The sequence below is a fragment of the Sutcliffiella sp. NC1 genome (assembly GCF_027594365.1).
Taxonomy (GTDB): domain Bacteria; phylum Bacillota; class Bacilli; order Bacillales; family Bacillaceae_I; genus Sutcliffiella; species Sutcliffiella cohnii.
Genome location: NZ_CP115153.1, coordinates 1,966,341 through 1,992,185, shown reverse-complemented (window position 1 = coordinate 1,992,185; position 25,845 = coordinate 1,966,341). Strand labels below are relative to the sequence as shown.

The following is a 25,845-nucleotide window of genomic DNA, read 5'->3' as shown; positions in this document are numbered from 1 at the left end:
GTGGTTTATTCTTCAATTAAGGATTTATACTCTTCTACATCATCAAATTTTGGAGAAAAGTAAACAGGTGTTTTATCAATATTTTCCAATGTAATTGGTTTACCATCATTTAGTTTTTTTACGATAATTTCAAAGGAATCATCACTATTTAATGTAATTTCAAATTGTTGAATATCTCCATTAATTTTATATACACCGTTGTCTAATTGCTCGTACGTTCCTTTATCTACTTCCCTGTTATCAATGTATTGAATAAAACTATTATCGATAGGTTGAAATGAAAGTTGAACAACATAGCCATTTACATGTTCACTTTGATAGCCACCTTTTAACACAGGATTTTTAGTAAATGCACATCCTCCTAATACTAAAGCAAAAAAAATAGCTAGAACTATCATACTTGATATACTTTTGCTCATAAAATTACCCCTTTCAAGCATTTGCTGGAACAAGGCGACTTTTCATTTGCTATTACTTTCCCGTTGTTCGAGGTTACTCGTCTTCCTTGTTTAGTATATTTATAGCTCCGATTACTAATACCACAAACAACACTACTATACTTAATCTTAGTATGTATATTTTTGTAAGAAAACTAAATATGACTATTGGAAGTCCGATCATTACTGTCATCGTAGAAAATTTTGTATAACGGATAGCTTTTGTAGACGGTTCTATTTCCCCGTTGTACATCCATCTTTTTCCGAATAATAAGCTTTCCTCAGGTTCTATATACGTCCATATTAATACACCATATAAGGGGATTAACAAAATGGTGCTGAGAATTATACTAGAAATACTAATATCCATGTATCTCCCTCTTTCTTTATTTTTGAAAAAAGCCAACAAAATGATTGTTGACTTTCATTGAACAATGACACTATTAATATTCACTCATACTATCATCTGGCAAATCACTCAGAAATAAAGCTTTACTAAGTAACTCGATATCAGAATGAATAGATTCTTTAAGGATTGGATCGTCACAATTATAATAATCACTCACCAATCGTTTAAGTTCTTGCACAATTAACTCGATTGGGATCACTTAAGAAAACTCCTTTATTTCGTTTAAATTAATTATTAAACAACATTGTAGCAATTGGAAGAGTTTCGACAAAATATGCAAAAATTCATTTCTCGTCCATTGACTAGTTTCTTAGTCGTACATCTAGGTTTGTCACTTCTGAGACAAAATTCTTTAAGATTACTAACCTTCAAGAAACCTCGCATTCATTCCTATTTAGGGCTTGTTGAATTATAACGGTTTCCAATTATGATCTTTTATATCAGATTTATTAGGAGATCTACCAAATTGTAAGCTTCTTTCACCTTTAGCCCAAAATTTTAGAAAGTTTTGTTGGGCCTTTCTAAAGGATACATAGTTGGCACCCGTTTCATCAGGATATTTGTATTGGTATCCATCGTCTTCCCAAAAGCAAATTTCACATATTTCATATGTATTTGTTTGAAGTATATCTCTAAGTAAGTACAATCTCTTCTCTACAAAAATTAAAGCATTTCCCCTCTTGAAGAGAAACACTCTAATACTTAATTATTATTATTTTTGCTCTTCCAGTCCTCAAACTCTCCCCAGACGATGTATGCAAGCCCTATAATAAAAGCTAATAAACTAAAATTACTTAAAGTGTCGCCAACGTAATATAACATCGCTTCATATAAAGATTTGTCCCAACTAAGAACTCCCGAACCGAAGATTGAAGCACTTATATATTTGGAAGATATTAAAAATGCAGAAATTGCAATAAAAGCAACCCCGGCTCCTCTCTTTGTCATTCCACTCACCCCCATTTTGTTTGTCCGTAAAAAGTTCGGAATTTTTTTACTATTATGAAAACGATATTACGTCCCAAAGCTTCCGGAATGATTTCAAGGATTACTTAGTTTTCTTTCGTGGTAAACGGAAATTCGTAAGTTTTACTTATATTTATAAGAATAGACCTCATATTTTGTACATCATTCCTATTAGTAAGCATGAATATTTCATTATCTTTATAATGGAATTCAAGGCTTTGCTCTTTAGTTGAATCATCTATGATTAAATATACTTTCTCTACATCTTCCCAACTGTATTTAACTTGATCTTCAAAAGGAGAATCCACAAAAATAAATCCAGCTGAATTTAAGACTGTAATTGGTTTCAATCCAAAATACATAAAACATGCCGCCAAAACGGTACAACTAAAAATGATGGCTATTTTTCGCTTGTAATAAAAGTATGCTGTAACTGAACCTATTAATAAAAACAACCAAGCTATCATAAAAAATCGATATGTAATACTTGGTGTTTCTATCATCCAAGCAGATTCTGTATTACTCATATCAAAAAGAACTCTTTGAACAGTATAAGGAAGTAACCAGATAATTAGTGGAGATAACACTATTAAAGTAATAGTACTTACAATAAAATAATGCTTTCTTTCATAGTTCTTTTTCATTACACATCCCTCCCTTTTAATTAATACGTTGTCGTTATAAATAAGTTTCGAATTTTCTGCATTTAATACAAATAGAAAAAGAACAAGATTCAGCAATACTTGTTCTTCAACATCATTTATTTTACATAATGCTTTTTAAAATCTGGATGTATGGAAAATTTACGGCGTAAGTTCACGAGGTTTTCCCCGAAACTTCCTTCTAAAATTTCTCTATGTTCCTTCATTATTTCCATAAGATATAAATCATGAATGACAAATTCCGTAATTGGCATGACTAGCCCTACATGCCTTGTCCATGCTGCGCGACTATCTTTCCCTAATGAGACAATACCGGCTACTACTTCGGAATCATCTGCACTAATAACAAGCCAACGGCCACCATATTCTTCTGTAATATCTTGTCCCATATAATGATGGTACACATTCGCAAAGTCAGCGGAGATTTCTCTTCTAACCCTTGTTTATGTCATTGATTACGCAAAAAAATTGTTAAACAACGCCAAATTCCAGAAGGTTTTCCAAAAATCTACTGGGTTAATTTTAGTAGGGTTTGGTGTTAAAACTGGAATATAAGATCCAATGTAAAAAATTACACCGCTCAGATAACTGAACGGTGTTTTTGTCGTCATTTGGATGAATAATTACATATTATTCAAATACCACTCTAAAAATATATCTTTCTCCATTACATTCAAAACACACGGTGCATTTACTTGTTGCTCTAACTTTAAATATTCCTCTGGAAATTCAGACTGAACGCCAACCCTAATATAAGGTAGTTTTGCTTGAGATTTTTGAGATCGAATATTTGATAGCTTAGCACCTGCAAAAACATATTCTAATCCCATTTTTGCAAAGGCTGTATATAGGATTTCTGCTTTTGCTAACGCATTATAACCTTTTCCCCAATATTGATGCCCAATCCAAGTACCAATATGGCAAGTTTTGTTTGCCTTATTAATATCTTTTAATGTGATAACTCCAATTACATCTTCATTTTCATTTAGAATAACTCTTGAATATTGTTTCCCTAATATTTCTTGTTCGAGAATAAATCCAATAAAATCCAACGTTCCTTTCAGCGAGGTTTGCTCGCACGTAAGTCCTAATGCATCTTTTACTTGTGGTGCCGATGATAGGGCTGACATTGCCTTCGCATATTTTTTTGATGTGGTACTAAAAATACTCTCATCATTTTATAACCACCATTTTTCTTGAGGAATTAAAATAGTATTAAGTTCAAAATTACTTTCAAACCAGTCTTTTATAAGTGTCCTTTTTACAAGGTATTCCGAAGCAGAATGCGATACACCAATGAGTGACATCGAGGTGTCCCTAGCGTAATCTTTCATCTTTTCATATTTCATTCTTCCATAATAATTATCAATATGACAACGAATTTCACCCGTTATATACGCTTGCACACCTTTTTCTTCTGCTTCTTTCATCCATTCGACTTTATCACCACAACCAGCAACGATAGCAATTTTTTTGATATTATTTAAACGTTTCCCTTCAAAATCTACATAAGGTAGTTCAAAGATTTCTTTCAACTGTTGTTCTAATGCGTCAGTATTTGTCTCTTCGATTTTACAAATTAGAACAAGATTATTTCCTGTATCGTCTGGTAAAAACCCATCAACAATCTTAGCATTTAATGCTTTTGCAATCGCAACACTTGTGCCCAAATGTTTATGATAATCTAAAGGTATATGGCACGTGTAAACAGATAAGTTTTTTTCCTTTATTTTTCTTATAAATTCTTCTTTAATCGGTATGAATCCTCTTCCCCATTTACCATATGGATCTCCACATTCCATGAGTAACGGGTGGTGCATAAATAATAAATCACCTTCTTGACTTTCTTTTATAAACCTTTCTAGAACATGGTCAGTAGGAAAAACAGCTAAAAAGACATTGTTTATTTCGGAAGCACCTCTCAACATTAGCCCATTGAACAGTTCAGTAAAATTTTTCTCAAACTCACTTTTCCAATTAAACTTTATTAGGTCATACACATCTGGAATAAACCTGCTAAAACTAGGATCCTTACCAAAAGCTTTTATATCAAACTCTTTATCTAATTTTTTAACAACTCTATCTAGATACACCATAGTTTAGATCTCCTTTTAGTGGCCCCTTTATCAAAATATTACTTTTCCAAAGCTTTTCTTATATTAACAATATTGCTTGGATTAGCAGCCCATTTATTCATAAGCTCCATCTGTTTGAGCTTCAAATCGTGAAACGGTTCTTCTACCATTTCCACTTCATTGAACCTTTCATCAAATACATTCGCTTCCTTAAGCTTCTTATAACCACCGAATCCTACATCGTCATTTAGCAACCAAACAACTTTTTTAATATGTGCAAACAAAATACCACCCGTACACATCGGACAAGGTTCTAAAGAAGTGTAAATAGTGTACTTTTCCCGACTAATTTTTGCGTTTAAGATCGCTTGACCAGCATTTCTAATCGCATTAATTTCAGCATGAGACGTGGCATCTTGATTGGGAAAAACTTGGTTTCTCCCTTTTGCAATTAGATTGTACTGTTCATCAACAATTACTGCTCCTACTGGATATGTATTTTCAGATAAAGCTCGTTCTGCTTCTTCTAACGCCAATTCTAGATAGTATCGATCTTTATTAATACTCATTATTTCTTAACCTCCCCTCCAATAACGGTTTGGTATCGATTAGAATAACTTCCACAAAAAGAGCACTTCTCCTTTTTGTTCCCCCACATAACCCATCTACAATCAACAACCCATTCCCGATAACATACATTACAATATACAACGGAAGGAGATAGTAATGTGATTCAACAATCATATAAACGTGTATCATTCACTGGAGAACAACCATATCCAAAAACACGTTCGTTACTAGACTCATTGCTAGAAGGAGGATACATTTTATATGCGAGGCATGCCGAAGCAACTGTTGGAGTCGATCAACCGAACCTTAACTTTCAAGATTGTTCGACCCAAAGAAATCTTTCCTCTACTGGAAGAAGACAAGCGATTATTTATGGCGAAACGATACGTCGCTTGCGAATTCCAATTTTAAAACCTATAATTTCAAGCCCTTTTTGTAGAAATATAGAAACAGCCGCCCTTGCTTTTGGATTGGTCAATATTCAGATTGATCGATTTTGGTTTGACGTATATAGATTAGGGGGGATTATAGGTGATTCGGAGCGATTAAGAATACTAAATACTCTGAACTTAGTGCTAGAAAGCCCTCCACCTTTTAGAACAAACAAAGTAATCATCGGTCATAACTTCCCAGAAGGATCTGGTTTGGGGAATATTCCGGATATGGGTACAGTTATTGTAAAACCGCTTGGGCAAGGGAATGGATATGCAGTGATAGGTCGACTTTCATTAGAGGAATTGATCAATTTAATGAAGTAATAACAGTGGATTGATATTTTCAAAGTCCCAAAAACGGATGTGAAAGAAAAATTGTCCACTGTCCCTCCCTATTTTCCTAAAATGTCTTCTTCACGTATCCCATAAAATTCTGCAAGTTTTTTCAGTAATTCTTCATCTATTTCCTGCTTATTTCTCTCTATCGCACTCATTCTTTGTACGGAAACATCCATTTCTTTTGCAACTAATTTTTGTGTGTAATTTCGTTCAAACCTTAGCATTCTTAAATTATAGCCAACCGAGTTAATCATAACTGTCCTTCCTTCTCGTTGTATATCTTAAAAATCCAATTATGTATCTTTAAAAGAAAGCGCAAACCAACGCTCTTTCATCTGAATTTTTTCACCATTTCTTTGAAAATGGAATCTAGCTAAATTGTCATCTTTTTCTAGATGAGGAACTTCCCAGAACACGGTTACTTTATTCACATTATAATCCGCTAGTTCGTTCGCAAGCTGATCACTATAAAATTCTATAATTTGTTTCGTTTCATTGATGTCCGTATTCTCATATTTAAGGTGAGATGTCACAACATAACCGCCATCTATTAAATTATCATCTTCCATGACCTCTATATGACCAATGAATGTTTTATCCATGTTTTCTTCAATAACTTGCTTGGCTCCCTGCTTAATTTCTTGGAATGCTACCGAATCATTCATGCCAAAATTGATTATAGAAGTGAAAGCAAATGTTAAAAAAAGAAGAACGATCATGAAAGGTAATGCAAGTTTTTTAATTTCCCCGCTATACAAAATTCTCTCTCCTTTTGTAGGTAAAATTGACTGCATTGATGTAAATTAAAAGAATAGCACAGAAAAATCTAGTAATTTTATACATTAATTGTATTAAACATCATACCTCATTCTCCTACAAAAGTCCTAAAATATTCCTAGAAGAATATTTTTTATAGATTAATATAGGGAGTGAACAAATAAATAAAAGACATAACGTCTTTAAAATCATTAAAGAATGTTATGTCCTAATTATTTTTAAAAACCTAGAAACGAAAAACTCCTTAACTTTTTCTAGTTTTATAGTAATACAGTAAAGCAGCTAGTGTCATTCCTAAAGAAAAACCTATTCCAAAGCCGGCAATTTGAATAAAAGAATTTCCTACCATCATACCAATCGTACTTAATAACGAGCCACCAAATAATCCACAAACCATTCCATAAACTAAATAGTTTTCTAATTTACGATTTTTATTGTCTTTATTAGTTTGCATCCCTCTCCCCCTAATCATTTAATTTCTATGTTTGTTAAGCAATAAATGCTTCCAATAAGGAGCCGATGAACATTAAAATAAAAAAGCTAAAAGTCATAATAATATTTATAATCATGGTTACTTTGCTGTTTCCGACGTATCCAAATATAATCCCAATTGGATTGATGATAAAAGTTAGAAGCCAATAGCCATACCCGTACTGAAACAAAAAGTTAGGTATCCACGTTGCCATTCCTATAAAAAAGCAGAGGTAGGATAAAATAATACATAGCTTTCTATTATTCATCTGCACCTTTAGCTATCCTCCCTATCTCTCCATTATCCTTATTTCACGTTTCGGCCTTAAAAATAACGATTTATCGATAACCGAGGATAAATCTATTTGAGGATATTCTCGTTGAATAAGTTCATAAACGTCCCCAATTATGTCTTCTAATTCTTTTACGGAATTGGAAGGGTGATCCAGAAAGATGGAATCTAACCGATTTACTATATTTTCTGGGGTAATATCCATTGATTGTAGTGATTGTTTTTGCCATTTAAATGCAGGGTGATGCACGTATTGTCGATTTAATCCGAATAACATTCCCATCACTTTCGTTTGCACCTCTACCATTACCTTATAAAGCATTAACCAATCTTTCCGGTTGAGCAGTGCCTCCCGATTATTCCATCTGTTTCCTAAATGAATATTTTCTTCTATCATTGCTAGACTTAGTTCTACTGGGTAGCTATTTACTTTTTCCTTCATACTTTTAATCACTAAATCTCCACTGAGTGAAACTCCATCGTGAACCGTTGCTACGATACATTGCTTATCTAAATCTGTGTCAAATGATAGGGTGACATCATCTATTATCTGTTTTATTGTATGTGTTAAAAAATTACTTATTTCTAATTTAACCTCTTCAGTTGTATACGTTTCAGACCATTCATCATCTTCGAACGGGTGAAAGTCAATAATATCTCCTTTTACCTTTTTGATTGGAGTTTTTCGATCCTCATCTGATGGTGCTTCATTCCAAAAAACGAACAATTCAATATCGGAATATTCATCCTCCCAGTTCCTTGATACGGAACCTCCTAGTAAAACAGCTTCAACCTTTGGGTTCAACTTGTATATTTTTGCTACTACATCTGCTAATTTCTTTAAATTCATAAAACCATTCCCCTTTCAATAGTTGAAACACTAACTCAATTGGATTATACTGTCAATATTTTCATATGTCTTTCTGAGCGGCAACTTTGATTCCTTACTATATAGTAACTAAAAAAACCACAAAGAGAATATGATCTATGCACTCTCTTTGCGGTATGTTTTCGTTGTATATAAAGAAGGTTGGTCATGGTGACAGGTCACTACCTACCAAATAATGGATGGACAAGGGACCTGTCCACTAGCGTTGCATGACTTCCAAAAAAATCCATAATTTCAATAATTATGGATTTACATTTAATAAAAAAACTCCTATTGTAGAATGTGTGACCTTGTTTTGTTCCCTTAAACAAACAAGTCATCTACAAAGGAGCTTTAAAAATGAATAAAGATAGTATAGAACGTGAAATGCTTATTTGTCAATGTTTATCACTTCTTCCTACTGAGGATTTTGATTGTCCATTATTGGATTATAGTAACTATAAACTTTCAACTAAATCATTGGTTAAAACGTTTGTAGCTGCTCAACTGGATCATTGGAGTTCCTATAGCCATATGGAAGAAAAGCTTGAGGCTTATCCAGAGCTTCGTATGGAAATTGGGATAGAGGAAATCAGTAGATCACAGTTAAGCCGTAGAATTAACGAACTGCCAACTGAACTAGTACAAAAACTATTTATAAAAGTTGTAGAGAAACTCTCTCAACTTACTAAAGGGTTAATGGGACTTCCAAATGGGTTAGGTAGGTTACGAATTATTGATTCTACTGAAATAAAGTTACCTCATAATTTATGTGACTGGGCAAAGATTTCGAAGAAGAAAACTGGCGTTAAAATGCATACAAGACTAATGGTTGCGTCACCCGATGTTGTATATGCAGACAAGATTGTACCATCTTCCGGAAGGTTAAGTGATTTTGAAAGTTCGGATGTAATGATAGAAGAATCAGACTATATCTATATAATGGACCGTGGCTATCCTTCAAGAGAGAATCTGCAATCCTGGCAAGCGAAGGAGATATCGTTTGTAGCACGGGTATCCAAGTCACTGCGATTGGGTATCTTGGAAGAATATACACCTACCCACTCATCCGTGGTTCAAGACGCAAAAGTATCCTATACTGTTTCTCAACCACCAGTTCGGTACGTAGAATTCATCGATGAAAAACAAAGAACGTATAGAATTCTAACGAATAGATTTGACCTCACAGATCAACAAATAATGGAATTATATCGAGCAAGATGGACGATAGAGTTGTTCTTTAAATGGATCAAACAGCACTTAAGATTTACAAAAATATGGAGTACAAAGCCGCAAGGAATATGGAATCAAATGTTTTTAGCCTTGATTGCATATGGGTTAACTTTAATCGTTAAACTCCAAACTAACTCTAAAAAGACACCTTGGGAATTCTTTAGACTACTACAAACCTATCTGTATAAAACAGTAGGCTCATTTACTAAAGCGTTAAATAAGAAAAACAAAAAAACGTCTAAAGGAAGACAAAAGGTTCCAATACCAAAACAAAAGGTGTCGCCGGAACTTGGAAATGTAGCTTTGGATAAAAAGGGAACTAAGGAAAGAAAACGTCGATAGGAATTAACAATTGTAAAAAAAAGGGAACAAAGTCGAAAGTAACCTCGTTTCCCTTTTTTCTTTATGCGGACAAAAGCGACTTGAAAAAAAATACATAAATTCAACTAAGAGGAAATCGTGCAACGCTAGTGGGACCTGTCCCTATGTCCACACCTCTGTCCACAACTATCCTACATTTGTTCCTTTAGTTTGGACATTTATTTCAGCTTTTTTTGCTCTTCGAGACCAGACTACTACTGGAACAAGTAACAAGGATAAAATTCCACCAACTAAGGATAAGGTTGTGTAACTGGAGCCGGCGACAACCATTCCGGATAATGCTCCCCCACCAGCACCAGATAGTGCAATTAAAACATCTACTTTACCTTGCGTTTTTGCTCGTGTTGAAAATTCGGTAGAGTCCACAATAAGTGCAGTCCCGCTGATCAATCCAAAATTCCAACCTAAACCAAGTAAAGACAGAGCAATGACTAGAAAAACCATGGAATCTCCAGGTGCAAATGCTCCTACTACACCTGCTAAAAGTAATGTAGTTCCAGAGGCTATAGCCATTACAGTACGCCCCAATTTATCAACTAAAAAACCAGTAACGAGTGAAGGGAGATACATTGCCCCTATATGAAAACCAATAACAAGCCCTACTGCCCCTAAGCCATGACCATGATGTTGCATATGAACCGGTGTCATCGTCATAATTGCCACCATTACGATTTGAGTAAGCACCATAATAGTCGCACCGACGATAACTCCTCTTTTATTTTCAACATGTTCATTTAATGCTGTCTGCACTTTTGAATGTTGTTCTAGTTTGGATGCTTCTATCATTCTAGCAATAACTAACGGATCTGGACGAAGCATGATGAAAAGGACAAGACCCGCTAGAATATATGCGACAGCTGATAAAATGAAAGGTCCTGCAAGTGCTGGAACTCCAATTGATACAGCAACATTCCCCATGACATTTACTAAGTTTGGACCAGCAACTGCACCAAATGTGGTAAACACCATCGTAAGACTAATAGCTCTTGCTCGCTGTTTACTAGTTGCTAAGTCCGTGCCTGCATACCTAGCTTGTAAATTGGTTGCTGTCCCTGAACCATAAATAAACAGGGAAATAAATAACAGGAATATACTATTAATTAGTGCCGCAATGATAACTCCTATTGCTCCTAGTCCACCTACTATAAAACCAGCTGTTAGTCCCGTCCTACGACCATAACGTTGCGAAAGTCTCCCGACGACTAATGCTGCCCCTGCCGAACCTAACGTAAATAAAGCTGTAGGTAGTCCAGCAAATGCATCTGTTCCAAGCATCTGTTGCGCAAGAATAGCCCCTACGGTAATACCAGCTGCTAATCCTGCCCCACCAAAAATCTGTGAAATACTCACAATTATTAACGTGCGTTTATATAACATCCTTTGTTTTTCTTCAGAATCTATGTAACTCTTATTTATTTGAAAAGACTTACTAGCCATTAGTTAGGACCTCAATTCATCTATTATTGTGGACATAGGTCCCTTGTCCTCCTAATGAATGGATGAAAAAGGATGCCTCTGTCTATTTTTTTCTAAGTATATCAGTTGCTGTTATTCTAGTCAGCCTATTCTTTTCTTTTACAGATTCCATCGTACACAAATAAAAGGACAAAGAAACCTTTGTCCATATTACCCTTCTCGCTCTGCTATTTTCGGAGGCTGTTCCATCCATTCTCTTTCAATCATTAAGTTCAAACCATCTTCCACAAATGCGCCAGTTTTAGTAATAAAACTTGCGTACATGGCACTAATATCTCTTCGCATAGTGGTCGATAATCCGGCACCATAGCCAGCAATTCCTAAACCAGAAAGTATGCCGATAACATATAACATAAACTGTTCAGAAAAAGGTGCCACGGTAGACTTTGTTAGACTTTGATCCGATGACATTCCGAGAGGTACATCATTTTCTTCCAAAATATCATAAACGGATGTTGAGATTTGCTTACATAACTGTTTTCCTCTTAGGAAGTAATTTTGAATTTCACGATCTTTCGTTACTTGTGAAAAACCGGTACATATTACTTTTCCCATATTATTTTGGATGGCATTAAGTGCTAAATGTGTAACTTCCATCGCTAACAATGGTCTTCTTCTGCCGAACCAGCCCGTCAAAATACTATCTTTATTAATAAAATCCACCTCTGATGGGTAATTCATAGAAGGCATTCTTATATAAATCCCTTTTTCTTGCATACAATTTACAACCTTGTTATAAAAATCTGATACATCATCAATGTATTGCTTAAACATTTTCCTTATATCTTCCCTTGCAGACATGGTTAGGTTCGCTGTATGTGTAGCAACTCCAAATTGACTCATTTGTAAAACAGATTGTATGTAAAACACATCCGAAAATAACTTTGGTGCATGAGAGACAACATGTTTTTCCACTTTAAAACCAGTAGGAATCACGATTTTCTCCTTTAAAAATAACTGTTCTATTTCAGCTTCGTGTTTTCGGGCTAATTGATTAGACTCCTTCAATATTTCAAGTATATCGGGGTCATCACATGTTTCTTGGAAGTGAGCAATGAAACAAATTACTACATTGATATTCATATAAGTAGACCAAAGCCCAGAAATTTCTGCACTTGTTAATTTAACTATTTCTGATTTTTCGCTCAATAGATTCGCCTCTTATTCTTATAATATCTCTTTTCAAAACAAAAATATTCTCCATGAGTGGGCAGAGGGACAGGTTCGGTACTGAGCTGACTCCCTGTCCACATCTTAATTAATATTTGTACTCTCCTGGATTTTTTGTTTTTCTGCTACTTTTCTCACCCACCCGATCCAGAGTCTTGTTACTAATGATTTTACATTTAGGCTAATAAATGAGTGATACCATTTCCAACTTCGTTTAAATTCAATTAAACTTGTCTTTCGTTCTGCCCAAAGTTCTATTAAAAGCATTGGAATAGTGAAATAGAAAAGTTTTAAAAAGATAATGCTTGGCCTGTCCTTATCTGTGAACTGATTATAAACAATTGTCATTGTTGGGTATAATAAATAATCAAATAAAATATTTGTTTTAAATAGTTTTGGAAATTGACGTGTAGGATATTGGACAATTTTATAAGATACAATTACTTTATCAATTATTCCATTGGTAACGGCATTCCACAGATAAACCAATAACCAGTCTTTAATTGGTGGCTTTCTAAGCACAAATGTTAACAACCCAATTCCAAATACAAATAAGCTTCGTAATATATACTTATCCACTTTCTTATTTCCTTGCACTTATTGATACACCTCCTCCATTACTTACTCTTCCACCCTTGCTACACCTAACGCTAAATTTTCCCAAAGAATCTCTTCTACCTTCTCCACGAATTCCTTTGGACACTCGATAACGATAATGACTTCAGATTTCTTACCTTTTATGACCCTATGACGTTTACGAACGACTTTATAAATAAAATAGTCAATAAGAAACCCTACAATAAATCCAGTAGCTGCACCAATTAACCCCCAATATATTGGTCCCCATTCTAAAACAAAACCGACACTCGCTCCAATAACAGCAAATGCCGTTCCAATTGCCGCCCCCTTATCAAACAAACTAACACCATCTGCTCGGTGAAGTGTATCGAACAACCGTCTTTCTTCTATACGGCTATTCAGGGGCACAGCAAGAATACTTTCTCTTTTTATACCTGATTTCTCTAAGGAAGAAATGGCTAATTCAAGATAGGACGAATGTTCAAAAGTAGAGAAGACTTGCATCACTTAACCTCCTCCATTGTGTTTGGAAACTTCACCCGATATTGCTGATATTTTTCTGTCAAAAATTTTCGTTGTTCACTCTCATAAAGTTTATTATTTTCAACCGTATTTACATAAGAATCATAAATTGAAAATCCGAAATGGGAAGGAATAAAAAGTAACCATTGTGGATTCATTACTTCTGTTGCTTTCGCTATTTCCCCTAAAAAAAGATAATGAAACGCAACTAATATATTTGAGAAATATACAAATAAAATCATAAAGGCCATTGTAAAAATCGCAGTAATTACGCGGTGTATATACAGTTGACCTAGTCCAGGTGTAAAAAGAGACCAAATGATTGCCATGATTGGTCTTCTTTTATCTAAATAATTTATTTCTAAAGCACCAATCGTATATGAGTTAAAATCAGCATTTTCGTGTTCCGCTAATATAAACACTTTATTCATATCAACAGACGTACGATAACTATCCCATATCGCATAAATATAAACAGGAATATATAAAAGCATCCATCTAGGTTCGAGAACCTCTTTTGCCATCTCAATATTCCCGGTAAAGGAATAAACCATTGCATGATTAATATTTGCCATATTATTCACTAATATCTCCCATATAAACAATGCATACCCTCTAAGATATTTTGATAGAAGCAGATGTCCGAAACCTGGAAATGCTGCTGACCACCACGCAATGATGTATGGATTTCTCAAATGTAATTGCGTAGTACCAAGAGCGCTTACATGCGCTTTAAACCGCCGTTCTTTATTAGTAGAGTTGAAATTATTCAAATTATAATCGCCTCAAAACTTTATACTTTGATTGATAAACCTTTACAATTTTATGTTAAACTATTTGATTCAAATTATACGTGAGGTGGAGGGTTAGAGGGACAGGTCCCTTTCCCACAAAAAAAGATGAACAAGAAATCTTGTCCATCCTTTCATCTAATTATCTAGTAATCCATACAATTCTTGCTTTTGAGTCCCAATGTGTTTTTGCTTTGGTTGTTTCATTTACTGTTCGTAACGAAGCATACACTCGAGAATTAATTATTTGAGGTGCTTGTGTTAGTTTTACTTTTTTCCCGTTAACAGTAGCGTTTCGATTGTTCACATCCATAATTCCATTGGAACGCTTGTCCCGAACTGTTATTCTGTTCGTTTTTTTATTCCATTGATAACTCATTTTAAAGTTATCTGCTACCCCTTTTATTGGTACATACAGTGTATTATTACGAACTAATGCATTTCCTTGCACATTAGCAACTCTTCCATTAATAACAACTGCTATATGATTTTTATTAGATAGCCTTTGATTAATTGTTAATAAATTTACGTGTATAAAGCCTCGAACTGACCCGGCCTGAACTTGATAAAACTCTCCAGTTCTACCTACTATATTTACGTTTTGATTTCTTTTTGCTTTACCAACGATTGTTGATGAAGTAGTTGCCGACTTCCTAATGTTTGCTACATTGACGCTTACTTTCCCTGTAACTCGTGTACCAACAGCAGCTACTGAAGGCGTCGCTGATTTAGGTTGAACAGTTGTTGCAGGTGGCGTAGTAACTTTTGGTGGCGCGGGTTGAGCTACTGGTTGACTCGCTACCGGTTGCTCTTTCGGTTGAACTACTGGCTCACTTGTAGCTGGTTGTTCTTTCGGTTGACTAACTTGCTCTGGAACAGGCTCTGTTACGACTGGTTGAACAGTTTGTTGCGTAGCTTTTGCTAGTGTATGTTGTACGTTTGCACTAACTCCTGACGAATTTTTTGCTTCTATCGTATAAGAATAAGTGCCATTAGGGACGGAAGTAACTGTCCAAAACTGGGCAAGGTCCCCGGCCTTTCTCGTTACATCACGAATGAGTGTCGTAACAACTTTATTTGCCGAATCTCGCACTGTAATTGTTACAGGTGCATCTTGATTTAAGGAGTATCTAATAATTATTTGGTCATTTTTAGCGTCATATTCAACGCGCTCGTTTGTTATTTGCAGTGGTGTCACTTGCTCTTGAACATTACTTACTGGGTGTGCTGCATATTGGATAACTGGCGTTAAAGTTGTTCCTGGATAATAAAATTGCAGTATTTCTGCTACTTTAAATCCACGATCCGCCATTCCTTTTGCACCCCATTGGCTCATACCTACACCATGGCCCCACCCTCGACCATTCACTACGATGGAAGTATTGGTTTCTCTTACACTGTCTACTAAATAACTGCGGATTAAATTAATTCCAATCATCGCACGAATTCGTTGTGCTGTTGTATTTTTGAATTCCACAGTATGAAGTCTAATCGTACCATCTGTATTTCTTACAAAATCTTTCGTAGCAAGAGATCGAACAAAGAAATGAACAGTAATATCACCATTTCTTACTCGCCCCCCTGATGTTACTTGATTCGAAAAGTTCATTGTCGGAATCGAGACGATTTTTATTTCTGTATTGGAGTATCCATTGTTGTACAACCACGTTTTAATATTATTTGGAATCGTAGTGTCTCGTTCTCTCGTTTGCGACCACCACGATTCAGGAGTTAATAAGTTTAAATTGGATGTGTCAATTTGTGTTTTATTAATGGTAAAATTCCAAGCATCGATTGAATCATAAGGGTCGTCTTTTATTGGCAAATAAGAAAGACTTGTCCCACCCCAAACGTTTGCATTTGATTCCGTTCTTCCACCGTTACTGGAAGAGTAAACAGCAGAAATGTACCGTCCGTTATGCATTAATGTTTGACCGCTCGTTTCATTAACAGCTCTAGTGCTATTTGCATGCCAAGCGTACCCAGCATACACTTGGAAATTAATTGTATCGTCAATCACTTTATTTCCTTGCATTGCTACATACGTACGGGCAGCAACTGCTTGTGCCTTTAATGCTTCTACATTCCATGAAGCTGGCATTTCAGATGGAACAACCCCTTTAAGGTAGTCTTCCACTGGGATTGTGTTTATTGGTCTTACAAAAGAACCTTCCGCAACAAAACGGATCGTTCCTAAATAAGGACGATTGTTAATGCGAATACGATGTTCTTCATTGTATATACTAGGAACAAACGAAAATTCGTTAAACGTGTGAATGCGAGTAGTGCCTTACATAAGGACAAGCGAACCACCCTCATTTCTTAAGCGATACGTTTTTCCGTTCTCAATTTGAATATTATTATTTAAAACATAGTTGCCTGTGAAATTAATGGTAAGCTCATGAACGTTACCTAAATAGTTTACTAATTTAACGGTAACATTAGGTTGTTGAGTAGTTTGTGCACTTGCGTGGAAGTTTTGTATAGGAAAACTTGAAAAAGCTAATAATAAAATTAATAGAATCGAAGTTACTTTTTTCAATTCATTTCCCCCAAAAAGTAAATTACTAGTGTGCCTAGCAACATAATATTAATAACTTTTTAGGGTAATAGATAGTGGATGTTTATGGGATTTTTAATGTGATTAATTCCTCCCAACAAACTATTACTTTTTCGGCATAAATAAACTAGGATTTAACTCCTCACTCTCGATGACAATAGCAGTTAGCCCAACATCCGTTTTCGTTTCATGCCACTCGTCTTTCTCCCAAAAAACCGCATCTCCGGGTACAACTTTTACATATTCTTCTTTCTCACTACGAACATAACCTTCCCCACTTACTACGAGCAACAACTGCGGGACTACTGCCTGGTGATAACCAACTATTCCCTCTCGCTCTAAGTGCATACATCCTATATTAGCTTTCATATTCGTTTGTATAATACGAGCCATAATAAAGTCCGAATTGAATTGCGTTATTTCTTTACCATTTTCTTTGTTGAATGCGTAAAATTCCATAAAATCCTCCTAAAAAAATAGTCTTCTAATAATCCAATTATAAACGATTAATTCTAAAATAGTGAGTGTTTATCCCAATATTCTGATATTGTGTTAAAATAACCAAGTGACCTTATACCCTAATCTGAAAATAAGGGAGAGATATTACTTGAGAGAATACCCTCTAGACATTATGGTGGAAATGTTGCTGGAATACTTCGAAATTAACACGTTGAAAAACGAGTTTTTTCGAATGAGAGCATTAAGCAATTTAATCGACTTTGGCTTACTGGAGGACATCCCTCTTTTAGCAAAAGAAATAAAACGCCAGCAAGGAGAAATTTTACTTGATCCAATAAGAACATTAAACTCCGAAGCTGCTAAACAATTAGAATTGTGGCTAGAGTTTGTTTAAAATGGGTCAGAGGGATGGGTCAACAGTTGGATAAACACTGTCTCTCTGTCGATTTAAATCAATAATTACATAGTAAGAATCAAAAAATGGTTGTATCCGAGCAATTATTTAAAAACCTCGTATTTTTATTTATCACCAAACTCGATTTATTTATCAACGACCGCCTTTTATTTATCACTGAACCCGATTTATTTATCACCGACCGCCTTTTATTTATCACTGAACCCGATTTATTTATCAACGAACGCTTTTTATTTATCACCGAACCCGCTTTATTTATTAACGAACGCCTTTTATTTATCACCGAACCCGATTTATTTATCAACGACCGCTTTTTATTTATCACTGAACCCGCTTTATTTATCAACGACCGCTTTTTATTTATCACCGAACCCACTTTATTTATCAACGACCTAATTTTATTTATCACCGAACCCGATTTATTTATCAGCCCCGCCTTTTTTTATCACCGAACTCATTACATAGAAGAATAGATTCTCGTCCCTACCTATGTTCATTCAACCGATAAAAAATATTCACAGCCACTTCACATTCTCTTTATATACTAAAAAACGAAATGAATGATAAGGAGTCTTCGCCCCGTTTACAAGATATACAGTGTACCAATAGTAAAAAGTATCCATAATCGCACACTCGATGAGGTTAACTTATTATTTAACATCCAATAATTAATAGTAGGAAGTTTTAGGAGGAATTTAGTATGAAACGAATTATTACAATAGCAACAACTGTTTTAATAGTATTGACGATGTCAAAAATGGTACTAGCTCATTCTCACTTTGTAGGCTCCAACCCCTCAGATGGAGAAGTACTCACAGAATCCTTACAAGAAATTGTTCTTGAATTTGATGGCAATATTGAACAAGGTAGCTACATTGACCTTGCAACCACCGCGGGGGAAGTGGTTGAAGTTCAGGACCATATTATTGAAGAAAATATGTTAACTGGTGCACTAGCAGCTCCACTTGAAAATGGTGATTACGATGTTAATTGGAGCGTTATTAGCGCAGACGGTCATCCGTTAGAAGGTTCTTTTTCCTTTACAGTTAATGCCCCAGTTGCAGAACCTGAAGTGGAAGAGCAAGAAGAAATAACAGAAGAGCCAGCAGAAACGCCGGAAACAACTGATGAGGCAACAGACCAAGATGTTGCAGAAACAGAAGAAGAGATTGCTGCTGACGAAGCAAACGAGGGTTCTTCTTCTATGATGATTATTCTAATTGTACTTTTAGTAGCTATTATTGCTGGTGGATTCTTTTTTCTCGCTAAAAAAAGGAAATAATAGATGAGTTTACTAAACATTATTAGTCAGGTTCTTTTATACTTTTCGGTATCGGTTTTAGTGGGAAGCTTTATCCTGTTACTAGTCCCTAACCGATACCGTCCTGACATTCATTTTTCAAAGCGCCTCATGCTTATTAGTGCCATTTTCATACCAGTTTGTGCTTTCTTTTCAGTATTAGATATCGTACTTTATATCGCTCCACGCATGGGACTGATGGAATCCTTTACACTAGTACTGACTTCTTACACAGTCGGAGCTGCCTGGAGCTTCACTTTACTAGCATCTATATTTTTAGTGCTTTTCATTATTTTTACGTATTCTACAGAAAAGAAAAGTTTTGCTTATATCGGTACACTATTAACGTTAGGGATTATTTTAACAGTCGCTTGGTCTAGCCACGCTGGCGCTATGCAACCGAGCTTAGGAATTATTAGTGATTTTATTCACTTACTAGCTGCAAGCGTTTGGGTTGGGATTTTGCTTATTATCGCTCTGTTTTCTAAAAATAATCAAAATTGGCTTGCATTTTTGGACTGGTTTTCCATCGTGGCGTTTGGCTGTTTGACAGCTACTTTTTTAAGTGGGATCGTAATGTCGGATATTCTAACGGATGGATATGTAAAATCGTGGACAATTTCTTACGGGCAAGGATTGTTAGTGAAGCATTTATTTCTATTGCCAGTTCTTTTCTATGCACTCATAAATGGGGTTATTGTAAAATATAAACTGAGAAAAGATGATAGGTTTAATCCACTTCCATGGGTTCGTTTAGAAAGTTTCCTCTTATTCATCATATTTGCAATAACTGCTGTCTATACACAACAAGCGCCTCAAGTAAGCTCGTTAACGAATGAAACGATTTCACCCCTGTTTCGTTTATTTCACGGAACAATCATCGATGGGGTTCAATCAGTCGGCTTTGCTGTAAATGCTTATACAGTTTGTTTCTTTTTTATAGCCCTATTATTTTTTGGGTTAATGGCATTAACGTACAAAAAAGCATCCCATATAGCATCTTTCTTTTTTAGTTGCCTATTTGTATTAAGTACTTACATTATGTTAATGGTTTCAGTTGTATTACGTTAAATGGTGGGACAGTGGGACAGATACCGTGGACAGAGGGACAGGTTCCGCGTCCCACCAAAATATGGTATCCCGTCCCTCTCTCCACTATAATTCTATCTGCTTTATGACCCTTGCTGGATTCCCTCCAACTACCACGTTGTCTGGTATGTCTTTCGTGACGACTGCACCGGATGCAATTACGACGTTGTCTCCTACCGTAATTCCAGGATTGATAACTGCGTTTCCACCAATCCATACATTGTTTCCAAATTTGATCGGTTTTGCGTATTCTTTCCCTATATTTCGTTCTACTGGATGCAAGGGATGTGTTGCTGTGTAGATCTGTACCCCTGGTGCAAGCATACAATTATCCCCGAACCGTACTTCACAAACATCTAATATTGTACAGTCAAAGTTCGCAAAAAAGTTCTCACCTACGTGTGTATTGTATCCGTAGTCAAAACGGATATTAGGCTCCATATAAACATTTTCTCCTGTGGATCCGAGTAACTCCTTCAATAACTGTGTACGCTTTTCCGCTTCCGTCTCTAATGTTTGATTGTAAATCCTAACTTTACGCCTTGCTTCCTCACGCTCTTTTAATAAAATAGGGTCAGCAGGATCATACATTTCTCCAGCCAACATTTTTTGCTTTTCGCTTTTCATTTGATCGTTTCATCCCTTCGAAGTTCATGATAGCGGTGCAAAAACTTGTATGTACAGGATAACAGACTCATTCAGCTAAGGTAAAGTTGTCCAATTCTGTAAAACAAGGAAAACTAATTGATTCTATGTATGAACGGAGATTTTACTAACACTGAACTCGGTTTATTTATCAACGACCAGCGTTTATTTATCACCGAACCCGGTTTATTTATCACCGAACCCAGTTTATTTATCAACGACCACCGTTTATTTATCACCGAACCCGTTTTATTTATCAACGACCGGCTTTTATTTATCACCGAACTCCATCCTCGCTATTTTATAAATGGCGAGAGAAAAACTTAAACCTCCCATAAAGTTTGCTCTTATATTTTTCCAGTTTATTGATCTTCCTAAATGTTAGAAATGAGGCTATAACAACTAGTACTAGTAGCCATTCGTGACCTTCTCGTTCATTGTCAATAATGTTATGCACCATTCCTCCCCCTTTCTTCATGTGAACAAACATTTAATCTTCACTTTCTAGTCGACTTAAAATTTTTTGAATATCTTTCTGATAGTCGGTATCGATGTTGTAATGTTGATCTCCTTTTTCAAAACGATTTTCGCTAAAGTTAAACCAATAATCTTCCGTACTTTTATCTCCAAACTTTACTTCCACCTTATATTCGAAGCTATCTTCTATATAATCGATCTGCTCTGCACTTTCAATCACCTTACTTATTACTTGCTTTTCCGGAGCCTCAAAATACTCTATTAAAGAGTCATTTGTACTGGAATCAAAAATTTCAATAGATGACACTTCTTTTTCATGAATAGAAGCTGGATAAAAAGCACCATTATTTTCTTGGCTGCAACCAGCGATAATAGAAATCATAAACATAATAAAACAGTATCTTTTCACGAATCCTTCACCTCACTGTTAAAAAATAGATTCTCGGAAATTAATTTCCCGCACCAGCTCTAGTCTTTTGACTAGGGCTTTTTTATTGTTACACCCCCAAACGAGGATACGAACAAATTTTCCGCCTTGGCAAACGTGCGTTCCTCTTATAATTGAGTATAGGCATTTTTTAGTACCAATTATAGGGGGAATTCTTATGTTGAATAATGTTCGAAATCATGAAGCATATCTAAAATTTGTAGTTGACCAACTAACTATTCACTACCATAGTAAAGAGTTTTTAAAGGACTTTTACTCTAACCAAATTGTTTGGTTTCCTTAATAGATTTAACGGATACAGCCAGCCTAATGGAAAATCGATATTCCTCTAACCCAAGAGGTAGAAAGCCGCGTAACCCATGTGATATGCTTCGAAGTTTATTGCTTATGCACTTCCAAAAAGAAACTAGTGTAGATAAATGGGTTTTTACCTTAAAAACGAATCTCATCTTTGCCATTCTTAGTGGGTTTTCACCGGATGATGTTCCTGGTGTTGGGACGTTTTATGACTTTTTTAAGCGCCTTTGGATTCATTCATCTCCGCATCTTTCTAAACGTAGTAAACGGAAGCTTAAAAAGCCTAGAAAAAAGGAAAGAAAAATCAAAAGCTGGACCCTAAAAATCCAAGTATATTGAGAAAACTGGTTGATCGCGCCTTAAAAAACAAGGAAATTCAGTATACTTCGAAGGCGCATGATCAGCTGCAGATTCTCTTTCAATCCCTTTTCATAATCAAATCTGCAAGAACTGGATTATTAGGTGATACACAAGCGCTTAGTATTTTAGCTGACGGCACTCCTGTTAAAACCGGTGGTCGACATTACGGAAAATTTCTCTGTGACTGCCGGAAACAAGGGAATTGGAAGTGCCAATGTAAACGACAATTCGCCGATCCAGATGCCGATTGGGGCTGGGATAGTTCTATAGAAAAGTACTATTTTGGACGAAATCTATTTATGATAACTGCCTCAGATAGTCCGTATAATTTACCGATTTATCCTAGAATGTATCAGGCCAGTAAGCATGATTCCGTCTTGTTTGTAAGTACCTATCATGAACTTTTACACTGGTATCTGGATTGGAAATTCAGCGAAGTCATTTTGGACTCTGCTTTCGATGCTTTTCCAATCTATCAAATGTTAGAACACTATGATGTGTCTGCCATTATTGATCTTAATGCTAGACGTTCTAAACAGATCACTTACAATGAAATGGATATTAATTTAGACGGTGTACCTATCTGACCCATCGGACGAAAAATGCTTGATTGGGGAGTAGATAAAAAACGATATCGACGTAAATGGCGGTGTCCAGCTGTAGTCGGGAAATGGCAATGTCCAACCCCCTGTTCAGAATCAACCGGGAGAACCTTTTACACATCAACAAAGGATAATCCCCGTCTTTTTCCTCGGGTCAAACGTGACAGTAAGGAATGGTATAAGCGCTACTCCTTACGAACTGGGGTCGAGCGTTGTATCAAACGTCAAAAGATTGATTATCAATTAGAGGATTAAAGAGGGCTTAGTTCTAGGCATTGGAATATAAGGTCATATATCATCGGCATGTGCCAGCATGCCGATGCGTGGATAAAGGAAACAAAAAAGAAGAATTATTCAACTCTTCACCCAACCATCAAAGGGTTTTTGTCCTTATAAATCCATGTTAAAACACATTTTTTAAAAAATTCACAATAGATGGATTATTTGGCATGCATTTTTTTGAAAATGGTTATGAAAATTCCAACACTACCTCTTAAATTCCGCTTTCATCCCCCAAAAGACACAGGAGCCTTTATTAAATTTCCGAGTCTCTATTAAATGTTATTTCGACAAAAGGAGATAAATTCCTTTGAAAAAAGCACCCTCAAAGGATGCTAATGACTTATTAAAAAAGGAGTGTATAGTAGGGTTTTCATATTGAACTATTTATAGTATTATTTTAAACTATTAATTTCTTTTCTGTATTTTGCTTTAGCTTGATTATGGATACCTATAATCTTTTCTTTATCATGTTTAACCTTTTCTGCAGTTTCTAAAGGTATTTTCCCATAATTGACTGCGCCGATAATATAAACTCCTGGATCCGACTTACTTTCATCTAAATAAAGAATAAACTTTTTATTTTCTTCTAATGCTTCATAATCCTCATATTGAAACGTTGTTGTAACTCCAAGGGCGTTTTTTTGAGAAGCACTCAGTTCTAGCACCTTTATTACATCACTACTCTTTAATTCTTTATTAGTTTTATTATTTATTACTTTACTAATTTTAAAATCTGCAATACTATATGCATCTATAATCCTATCTACTTCTGGATCCTCTGTTATAATTGTTTCACTTGTTTTTATTTTTTTCCCAATTACTACAAGTTGTGTTTCATTCTCCATATGAGCAAAATCATCATAAGGAATTGTCTTTCCATGAATAATAATCTTTTTATCTGGCGAGAGACTATTAAATGTATAAATTCCACCAAAAGTAATTGGTAATAATAGCAATAATAATATAATCTTCTTATACCTCATAATTTTCCTCTACCTCCTATATAATGCTTCGAGACCATTGTAATCATCTACATACGGCATATGGGTACCATTAAATCCTTCTGATACCATAACAGATTGTTTTGTGTCTTCATGACCCAATCCCAAAGCATGACCATATTCATGTACAGCAGTTTCATTTTTATTACTGTGACTCAAACCATCAAATCCTCTCCAAAAATATATATCTACTGGGGGTTGGTTTTTTTGCACATAATAAAAAGCTGTAGCTACAGTTCTCCCTCTGTCTGTATTAGAATACCGCCATACAACATTTGACTGTATTTTTGAGGTACTTCTAGAAGATTGAACTACAGGAGAATAATTCCAAGTATTCCCACCAGTAACTGCATATCCACCATAGTTTTTATTTAGGACTGAGGAATCAATGTAATACCTTAGAGCAGTTGGATGTTGAAAGCTATTCCCCTGTAATACATAAGCATTTACTGAAGATAAAGGGGCTAATAATAATAATAAACAGATTAAAGCTAATATTGACTTTTTGTACTTCAATTAAATTTACCTCCTATTAAAATAGTTAAAAAAGAAAACCCTTCCAAAACAATAACATACATTAAACATATTGTTAATATATACCTAGTAAATTTTTTCCATAATTTTAATAGATTTATTTTAATGGAATGTTTCATGAAATTCATTTATGATTTATTACGCCGTTTATTGTTTCAATCTGTAGTGATAAAAAGTGCTCTTCCACAAATTCAAGAAAAGCGCCTTTCGATATATTTCGTTAATACCATATTAGCACCTTTAAAACCAAATGCTCTGCCTTCTCTCTGCCATAAGTCTGACAATTATCTGCCTTTATTCATAATTTTAAAGAATTTTGTATCCAATTTAGAGTCATAGTCTTGTAGCTCTTTTATTTTTTCGCTAATATCGGAAACTAACTTAACCTTTAATTGCTCCAGTTTTAAATAAGACTCCTCTGTTAATAGAGGAGTCCAACCAACTTGATGAACATTTTGATATTCTTTATATAATTCCACTTGTTCAAAATAAACTTTAAAGGTTTTTTCAAGATCAACAATTGAGTTGTAAACAACTCCATCAACATTAGTAGCCGTTATTTTAAGTTCACGAAGAAACTTGCTTAAATCATATTCGTTTGGACCAAAATTATAAGATACATATGAATGATCTTCCCTATTAATCTTTGTTAAATTATCTATAATAGTATCTAAACTCTGTTTCTTCTTAGGAAATTCTATTATATATCTATCGTTAGCCTGTTTTTTTAAAGTCCATCTTACTCCCATAAGAGTTAGTCCTCCTCCAATTATTGAACCAATGAAAGCTAAGACTCCAGCTGTCATTGTGGGATTATCAGGAAAAAGTAAGTCAATTAACCCTAGAAATACTGTAATGTTTATTACTAACAAACAACCAATAGCAATATATTCCCTTAATTTTGTTGACACTATCATAACCTCC

36 protein-coding genes and 2 pseudogenes are annotated in these 25,845 nt (G+C 35.1%); 10 read left to right on the top strand and 28 right to left on the bottom strand.

Annotated elements, in window-relative coordinates; all coding sequences use genetic code 11:
* Nucleotides 1-5 precede the first annotated feature (5 nt).
* The 7 genes and pseudogenes from O1A01_RS10175 to O1A01_RS10145 all read right to left on the bottom strand — a co-directional run.
* Nucleotides 6-419, bottom strand: coding sequence for a hypothetical protein (locus O1A01_RS10175; RefSeq protein ID WP_270066177.1), 414 nt, complete (start codon nt 417-419; stop codon nt 6-8).
* Nucleotides 420-492: 73 nt separating this feature from the next.
* On the bottom strand, nt 493-807 hold the full coding sequence (locus O1A01_RS10170) for a hypothetical protein (protein ID WP_270066176.1): 315 nt from the start codon (nt 805-807) through the stop codon (nt 493-495).
* Nucleotides 808-880: 73 nt separating this feature from the next.
* Nucleotides 881-1,045: a hypothetical protein gene (locus O1A01_RS10165; protein ID WP_270066175.1), complete on the bottom strand. Its 165-nt coding sequence runs from the start codon at nt 1,043-1,045 to the stop codon at nt 881-883.
* A 210-nt stretch (nt 1,046-1,255) separates the two neighbouring features.
* The gene (locus O1A01_RS10160) at nt 1,256-1,492 is read right to left on the bottom strand and encodes a CPCC family cysteine-rich protein (RefSeq protein ID WP_235858150.1); all 237 of its coding nucleotides are present in this window, start codon (nt 1,490-1,492) and stop codon (nt 1,256-1,258) included.
* Nucleotides 1,493-1,548: 56 nt separating this feature from the next.
* Entirely contained in the window at nt 1,549-1,794 is a 246-nt protein-coding gene (locus O1A01_RS10155; protein WP_066416975.1) for a hypothetical protein, read from the bottom strand.
* Nucleotides 1,795-1,898: 104 nt separating this feature from the next.
* Nucleotides 1,899-2,456: a hypothetical protein gene (locus tag O1A01_RS10150; protein WP_270066174.1), complete on the bottom strand. Its 558-nt coding sequence runs from the start codon at nt 2,454-2,456 to the stop codon at nt 1,899-1,901.
* Nucleotides 2,457-2,572: 116 nt separating this feature from the next.
* Nucleotides 2,573-2,902 (bottom strand): annotated as a pseudogene (locus O1A01_RS10145) (TrmB family transcriptional regulator); the annotation flags it as partial.
* A gap of 4 nt (nt 2,903-2,906) precedes the next feature.
* Here O1A01_RS10145 and O1A01_RS10140 point away from each other — a divergent pair.
* A pseudogene (locus O1A01_RS10140) lies at nt 2,907-3,029 on the top strand (hypothetical protein); the annotation flags it as partial.
* Between the two features lie 68 nt (nt 3,030-3,097).
* Here O1A01_RS10140 and O1A01_RS10135 read toward each other — a convergent pair.
* The 3 genes from O1A01_RS10135 to O1A01_RS10125 are packed head-to-tail and all read right to left on the bottom strand — an operon-like array spanning nt 3,098 to nt 5,118.
* A complete protein-coding gene (locus tag O1A01_RS10135) occupies nt 3,098-3,604 on the bottom strand; it encodes a GNAT family N-acetyltransferase (RefSeq protein WP_270066173.1) in 507 nt (168 codons plus the stop codon).
* A 48-nt stretch (nt 3,605-3,652) separates the two neighbouring features.
* Complete coding sequence (locus tag O1A01_RS10130) at nt 3,653-4,570, bottom strand: Nif3-like dinuclear metal center hexameric protein (RefSeq protein ID WP_270066172.1); 918 nt, start codon at nt 4,568-4,570, stop codon at nt 3,653-3,655.
* A gap of 38 nt (nt 4,571-4,608) precedes the next feature.
* Nucleotides 4,609-5,118 (bottom strand): nucleoside deaminase, encoded by a 510-nt coding sequence (locus tag O1A01_RS10125; RefSeq protein ID WP_270066171.1) that lies wholly within the window; start codon nt 5,116-5,118, stop codon nt 4,609-4,611.
* A 159-nt stretch (nt 5,119-5,277) separates the two neighbouring features.
* Here O1A01_RS10125 and O1A01_RS10120 point away from each other — a divergent pair, with 159 nt between their 5' ends.
* Complete coding sequence (locus O1A01_RS10120) at nt 5,278-5,877, top strand: histidine phosphatase family protein (RefSeq protein WP_270066170.1); 600 nt, start codon at nt 5,278-5,280, stop codon at nt 5,875-5,877.
* A 68-nt stretch (nt 5,878-5,945) separates the two neighbouring features.
* Here the strand turns inward: O1A01_RS10120 and O1A01_RS10115 are convergent, their stop codons facing one another.
* The 5 genes from O1A01_RS10115 to O1A01_RS10095 all read right to left on the bottom strand — a co-directional run bounded on the left by O1A01_RS10115 (nt 5,946) and on the right by O1A01_RS10095 (nt 8,282).
* Nucleotides 5,946-6,146 (bottom strand): helix-turn-helix transcriptional regulator, encoded by a 201-nt coding sequence (locus O1A01_RS10115; RefSeq protein ID WP_270066169.1) that lies wholly within the window; start codon nt 6,144-6,146, stop codon nt 5,946-5,948.
* A gap of 39 nt (nt 6,147-6,185) precedes the next feature.
* Nucleotides 6,186-6,650, bottom strand: a complete 465-nt coding sequence (locus O1A01_RS10110) for a hypothetical protein (RefSeq protein WP_270066168.1) — start codon at nt 6,648-6,650, stop codon at nt 6,186-6,188.
* A gap of 263 nt (nt 6,651-6,913) precedes the next feature.
* Nucleotides 6,914-7,123, bottom strand: coding sequence for a hypothetical protein (locus O1A01_RS10105; protein WP_270066167.1), 210 nt, complete (start codon nt 7,121-7,123; stop codon nt 6,914-6,916).
* A gap of 34 nt (nt 7,124-7,157) precedes the next feature.
* Nucleotides 7,158-7,409: a hypothetical protein gene (locus tag O1A01_RS10100; protein ID WP_270066398.1), complete on the bottom strand. Its 252-nt coding sequence runs from the start codon at nt 7,407-7,409 to the stop codon at nt 7,158-7,160.
* Nucleotides 7,410-7,430: 21 nt separating this feature from the next.
* Nucleotides 7,431-8,282 (bottom strand): DUF4037 domain-containing protein, encoded by an 852-nt coding sequence (locus O1A01_RS10095; protein ID WP_270066166.1) that lies wholly within the window; start codon nt 8,280-8,282, stop codon nt 7,431-7,433.
* Between the two features lie 378 nt (nt 8,283-8,660).
* On the opposite strand from O1A01_RS10095, the gene O1A01_RS10090 reads away from it, so the two are divergent.
* On the top strand, nt 8,661-9,875 hold the full coding sequence (locus O1A01_RS10090; protein WP_270066083.1) for an IS4 family transposase: 1,215 nt from the start codon (nt 8,661-8,663) through the stop codon (nt 9,873-9,875).
* Between the two features lie 165 nt (nt 9,876-10,040).
* Here the strand turns inward: O1A01_RS10090 and O1A01_RS10085 are convergent, their stop codons facing one another.
* The 8 genes from O1A01_RS10085 to O1A01_RS10050 form a co-directional block, all read right to left on the bottom strand.
* Nucleotides 10,041-11,351 (bottom strand): MFS transporter, encoded by a 1,311-nt coding sequence (locus O1A01_RS10085; RefSeq protein WP_270066165.1) that lies wholly within the window; start codon nt 11,349-11,351, stop codon nt 10,041-10,043.
* A 189-nt stretch (nt 11,352-11,540) separates the two neighbouring features.
* On the bottom strand, nt 11,541-12,539 hold the full coding sequence (locus O1A01_RS10080) for a DUF3231 family protein (RefSeq protein WP_270066164.1): 999 nt from the start codon (nt 12,537-12,539) through the stop codon (nt 11,541-11,543).
* Nucleotides 12,540-12,644: 105 nt separating this feature from the next.
* Nucleotides 12,645-13,157, bottom strand: coding sequence for a CBO0543 family protein (locus O1A01_RS10075; protein ID WP_270066163.1), 513 nt, complete (start codon nt 13,155-13,157; stop codon nt 12,645-12,647).
* Nucleotides 13,158-13,181: 24 nt separating this feature from the next.
* Complete coding sequence (locus tag O1A01_RS10070) at nt 13,182-13,643, bottom strand: glycine zipper family protein (protein ID WP_270066397.1); 462 nt, start codon at nt 13,641-13,643, stop codon at nt 13,182-13,184.
* Entirely contained in the window at nt 13,643-14,434 is a 792-nt protein-coding gene (locus tag O1A01_RS10065; protein ID WP_270066162.1) for a hypothetical protein, read from the bottom strand. Before O1A01_RS10065 ends, O1A01_RS10070 begins: the two co-directional genes overlap by 1 nt.
* Before the next feature lie 160 nt (nt 14,435-14,594).
* Complete coding sequence (locus O1A01_RS10060) at nt 14,595-16,553, bottom strand: SpoIID/LytB domain-containing protein (protein WP_270066161.1); 1,959 nt, start codon at nt 16,551-16,553, stop codon at nt 14,595-14,597.
* A 189-nt stretch (nt 16,554-16,742) separates the two neighbouring features.
* Nucleotides 16,743-16,994, bottom strand: a complete 252-nt coding sequence (locus O1A01_RS10055; protein ID WP_270066160.1) for a hypothetical protein — start codon at nt 16,992-16,994, stop codon at nt 16,743-16,745.
* A gap of 123 nt (nt 16,995-17,117) precedes the next feature.
* Nucleotides 17,118-17,471 (bottom strand): cupin domain-containing protein, encoded by a 354-nt coding sequence (locus tag O1A01_RS10050; protein ID WP_270066159.1) that lies wholly within the window; start codon nt 17,469-17,471, stop codon nt 17,118-17,120.
* A 148-nt stretch (nt 17,472-17,619) separates the two neighbouring features.
* Here O1A01_RS10050 and O1A01_RS10045 point away from each other — a divergent pair, with 148 nt between their 5' ends.
* The 4 genes from O1A01_RS10045 (at nt 17,620) to O1A01_RS10030 (ending at nt 20,257) form a co-directional block, all read left to right on the top strand.
* Nucleotides 17,620-17,865 (top strand): hypothetical protein, encoded by a 246-nt coding sequence (locus tag O1A01_RS10045; RefSeq protein WP_270066158.1) that lies wholly within the window; start codon nt 17,620-17,622, stop codon nt 17,863-17,865.
* Nucleotides 17,866-17,951: 86 nt separating this feature from the next.
* Entirely contained in the window at nt 17,952-18,359 is a 408-nt protein-coding gene (locus tag O1A01_RS10040) for a hypothetical protein (protein WP_270066157.1), read from the top strand.
* A gap of 227 nt (nt 18,360-18,586) precedes the next feature.
* A complete protein-coding gene (locus tag O1A01_RS10035) occupies nt 18,587-19,168 on the top strand; it encodes a copper resistance CopC family protein (protein WP_270066156.1) in 582 nt (193 codons plus the stop codon).
* Nucleotides 19,169-19,171: 3 nt separating this feature from the next.
* Nucleotides 19,172-20,257: a copper resistance D family protein gene (locus tag O1A01_RS10030; RefSeq protein WP_270066155.1), complete on the top strand. Its 1,086-nt coding sequence runs from the start codon at nt 19,172-19,174 to the stop codon at nt 20,255-20,257.
* A gap of 84 nt (nt 20,258-20,341) precedes the next feature.
* Here O1A01_RS10030 and O1A01_RS10025 read toward each other — a convergent pair whose 3' ends face one another.
* Together O1A01_RS10025 and O1A01_RS10020 are read right to left on the bottom strand one after the other, a co-directional pair.
* Nucleotides 20,342-20,902, bottom strand: a complete 561-nt coding sequence (locus tag O1A01_RS10025; protein ID WP_270066154.1) for a sugar O-acetyltransferase — start codon at nt 20,900-20,902, stop codon at nt 20,342-20,344.
* Nucleotides 20,903-21,410: 508 nt separating this feature from the next.
* Complete coding sequence (locus tag O1A01_RS10020) at nt 21,411-21,806, bottom strand: hypothetical protein (protein WP_066416929.1); 396 nt, start codon at nt 21,804-21,806, stop codon at nt 21,411-21,413.
* Nucleotides 21,807-22,002: 196 nt separating this feature from the next.
* On the opposite strand from O1A01_RS10020, the gene O1A01_RS10015 reads away from it, so the two are divergent.
* The 3 genes from O1A01_RS10015 to O1A01_RS10005 are packed head-to-tail and all read left to right on the top strand — an operon-like array spanning nt 22,003 to nt 23,089.
* Nucleotides 22,003-22,128, top strand: coding sequence for a hypothetical protein (locus O1A01_RS10015; protein WP_270066153.1), 126 nt, complete (start codon nt 22,003-22,005; stop codon nt 22,126-22,128).
* Nucleotides 22,129-22,154: 26 nt separating this feature from the next.
* Nucleotides 22,155-22,481 (top strand): transposase, encoded by a 327-nt coding sequence (locus O1A01_RS10010; RefSeq protein ID WP_333482932.1) that lies wholly within the window; start codon nt 22,155-22,157, stop codon nt 22,479-22,481.
* Entirely contained in the window at nt 22,478-23,089 is a 612-nt protein-coding gene (locus tag O1A01_RS10005; RefSeq protein WP_235858146.1) for a hypothetical protein, read from the top strand. The genes O1A01_RS10010 and O1A01_RS10005 overlap by 4 nt, the downstream gene beginning before the upstream one ends.
* Before the next feature lie 689 nt (nt 23,090-23,778).
* On the opposite strand, the gene O1A01_RS10000 is transcribed toward O1A01_RS10005, so the two are convergent.
* The 3 genes from O1A01_RS10000 to O1A01_RS09990 form a co-directional block, all read right to left on the bottom strand.
* Nucleotides 23,779-24,369, bottom strand: a complete 591-nt coding sequence (locus O1A01_RS10000; RefSeq protein WP_066416928.1) for a hypothetical protein — start codon at nt 24,367-24,369, stop codon at nt 23,779-23,781.
* 9 nt (nt 24,370-24,378) lie between these two features.
* Nucleotides 24,379-24,903, bottom strand: coding sequence for a matrixin family metalloprotease (locus O1A01_RS09995; RefSeq protein WP_066416927.1), 525 nt, complete (start codon nt 24,901-24,903; stop codon nt 24,379-24,381).
* A 302-nt stretch (nt 24,904-25,205) separates the two neighbouring features.
* Entirely contained in the window at nt 25,206-25,832 is a 627-nt protein-coding gene (locus O1A01_RS09990) for a hypothetical protein (protein ID WP_066416923.1), read from the bottom strand.
* Nucleotides 25,833-25,845: the final 13 nt, after the last annotated feature.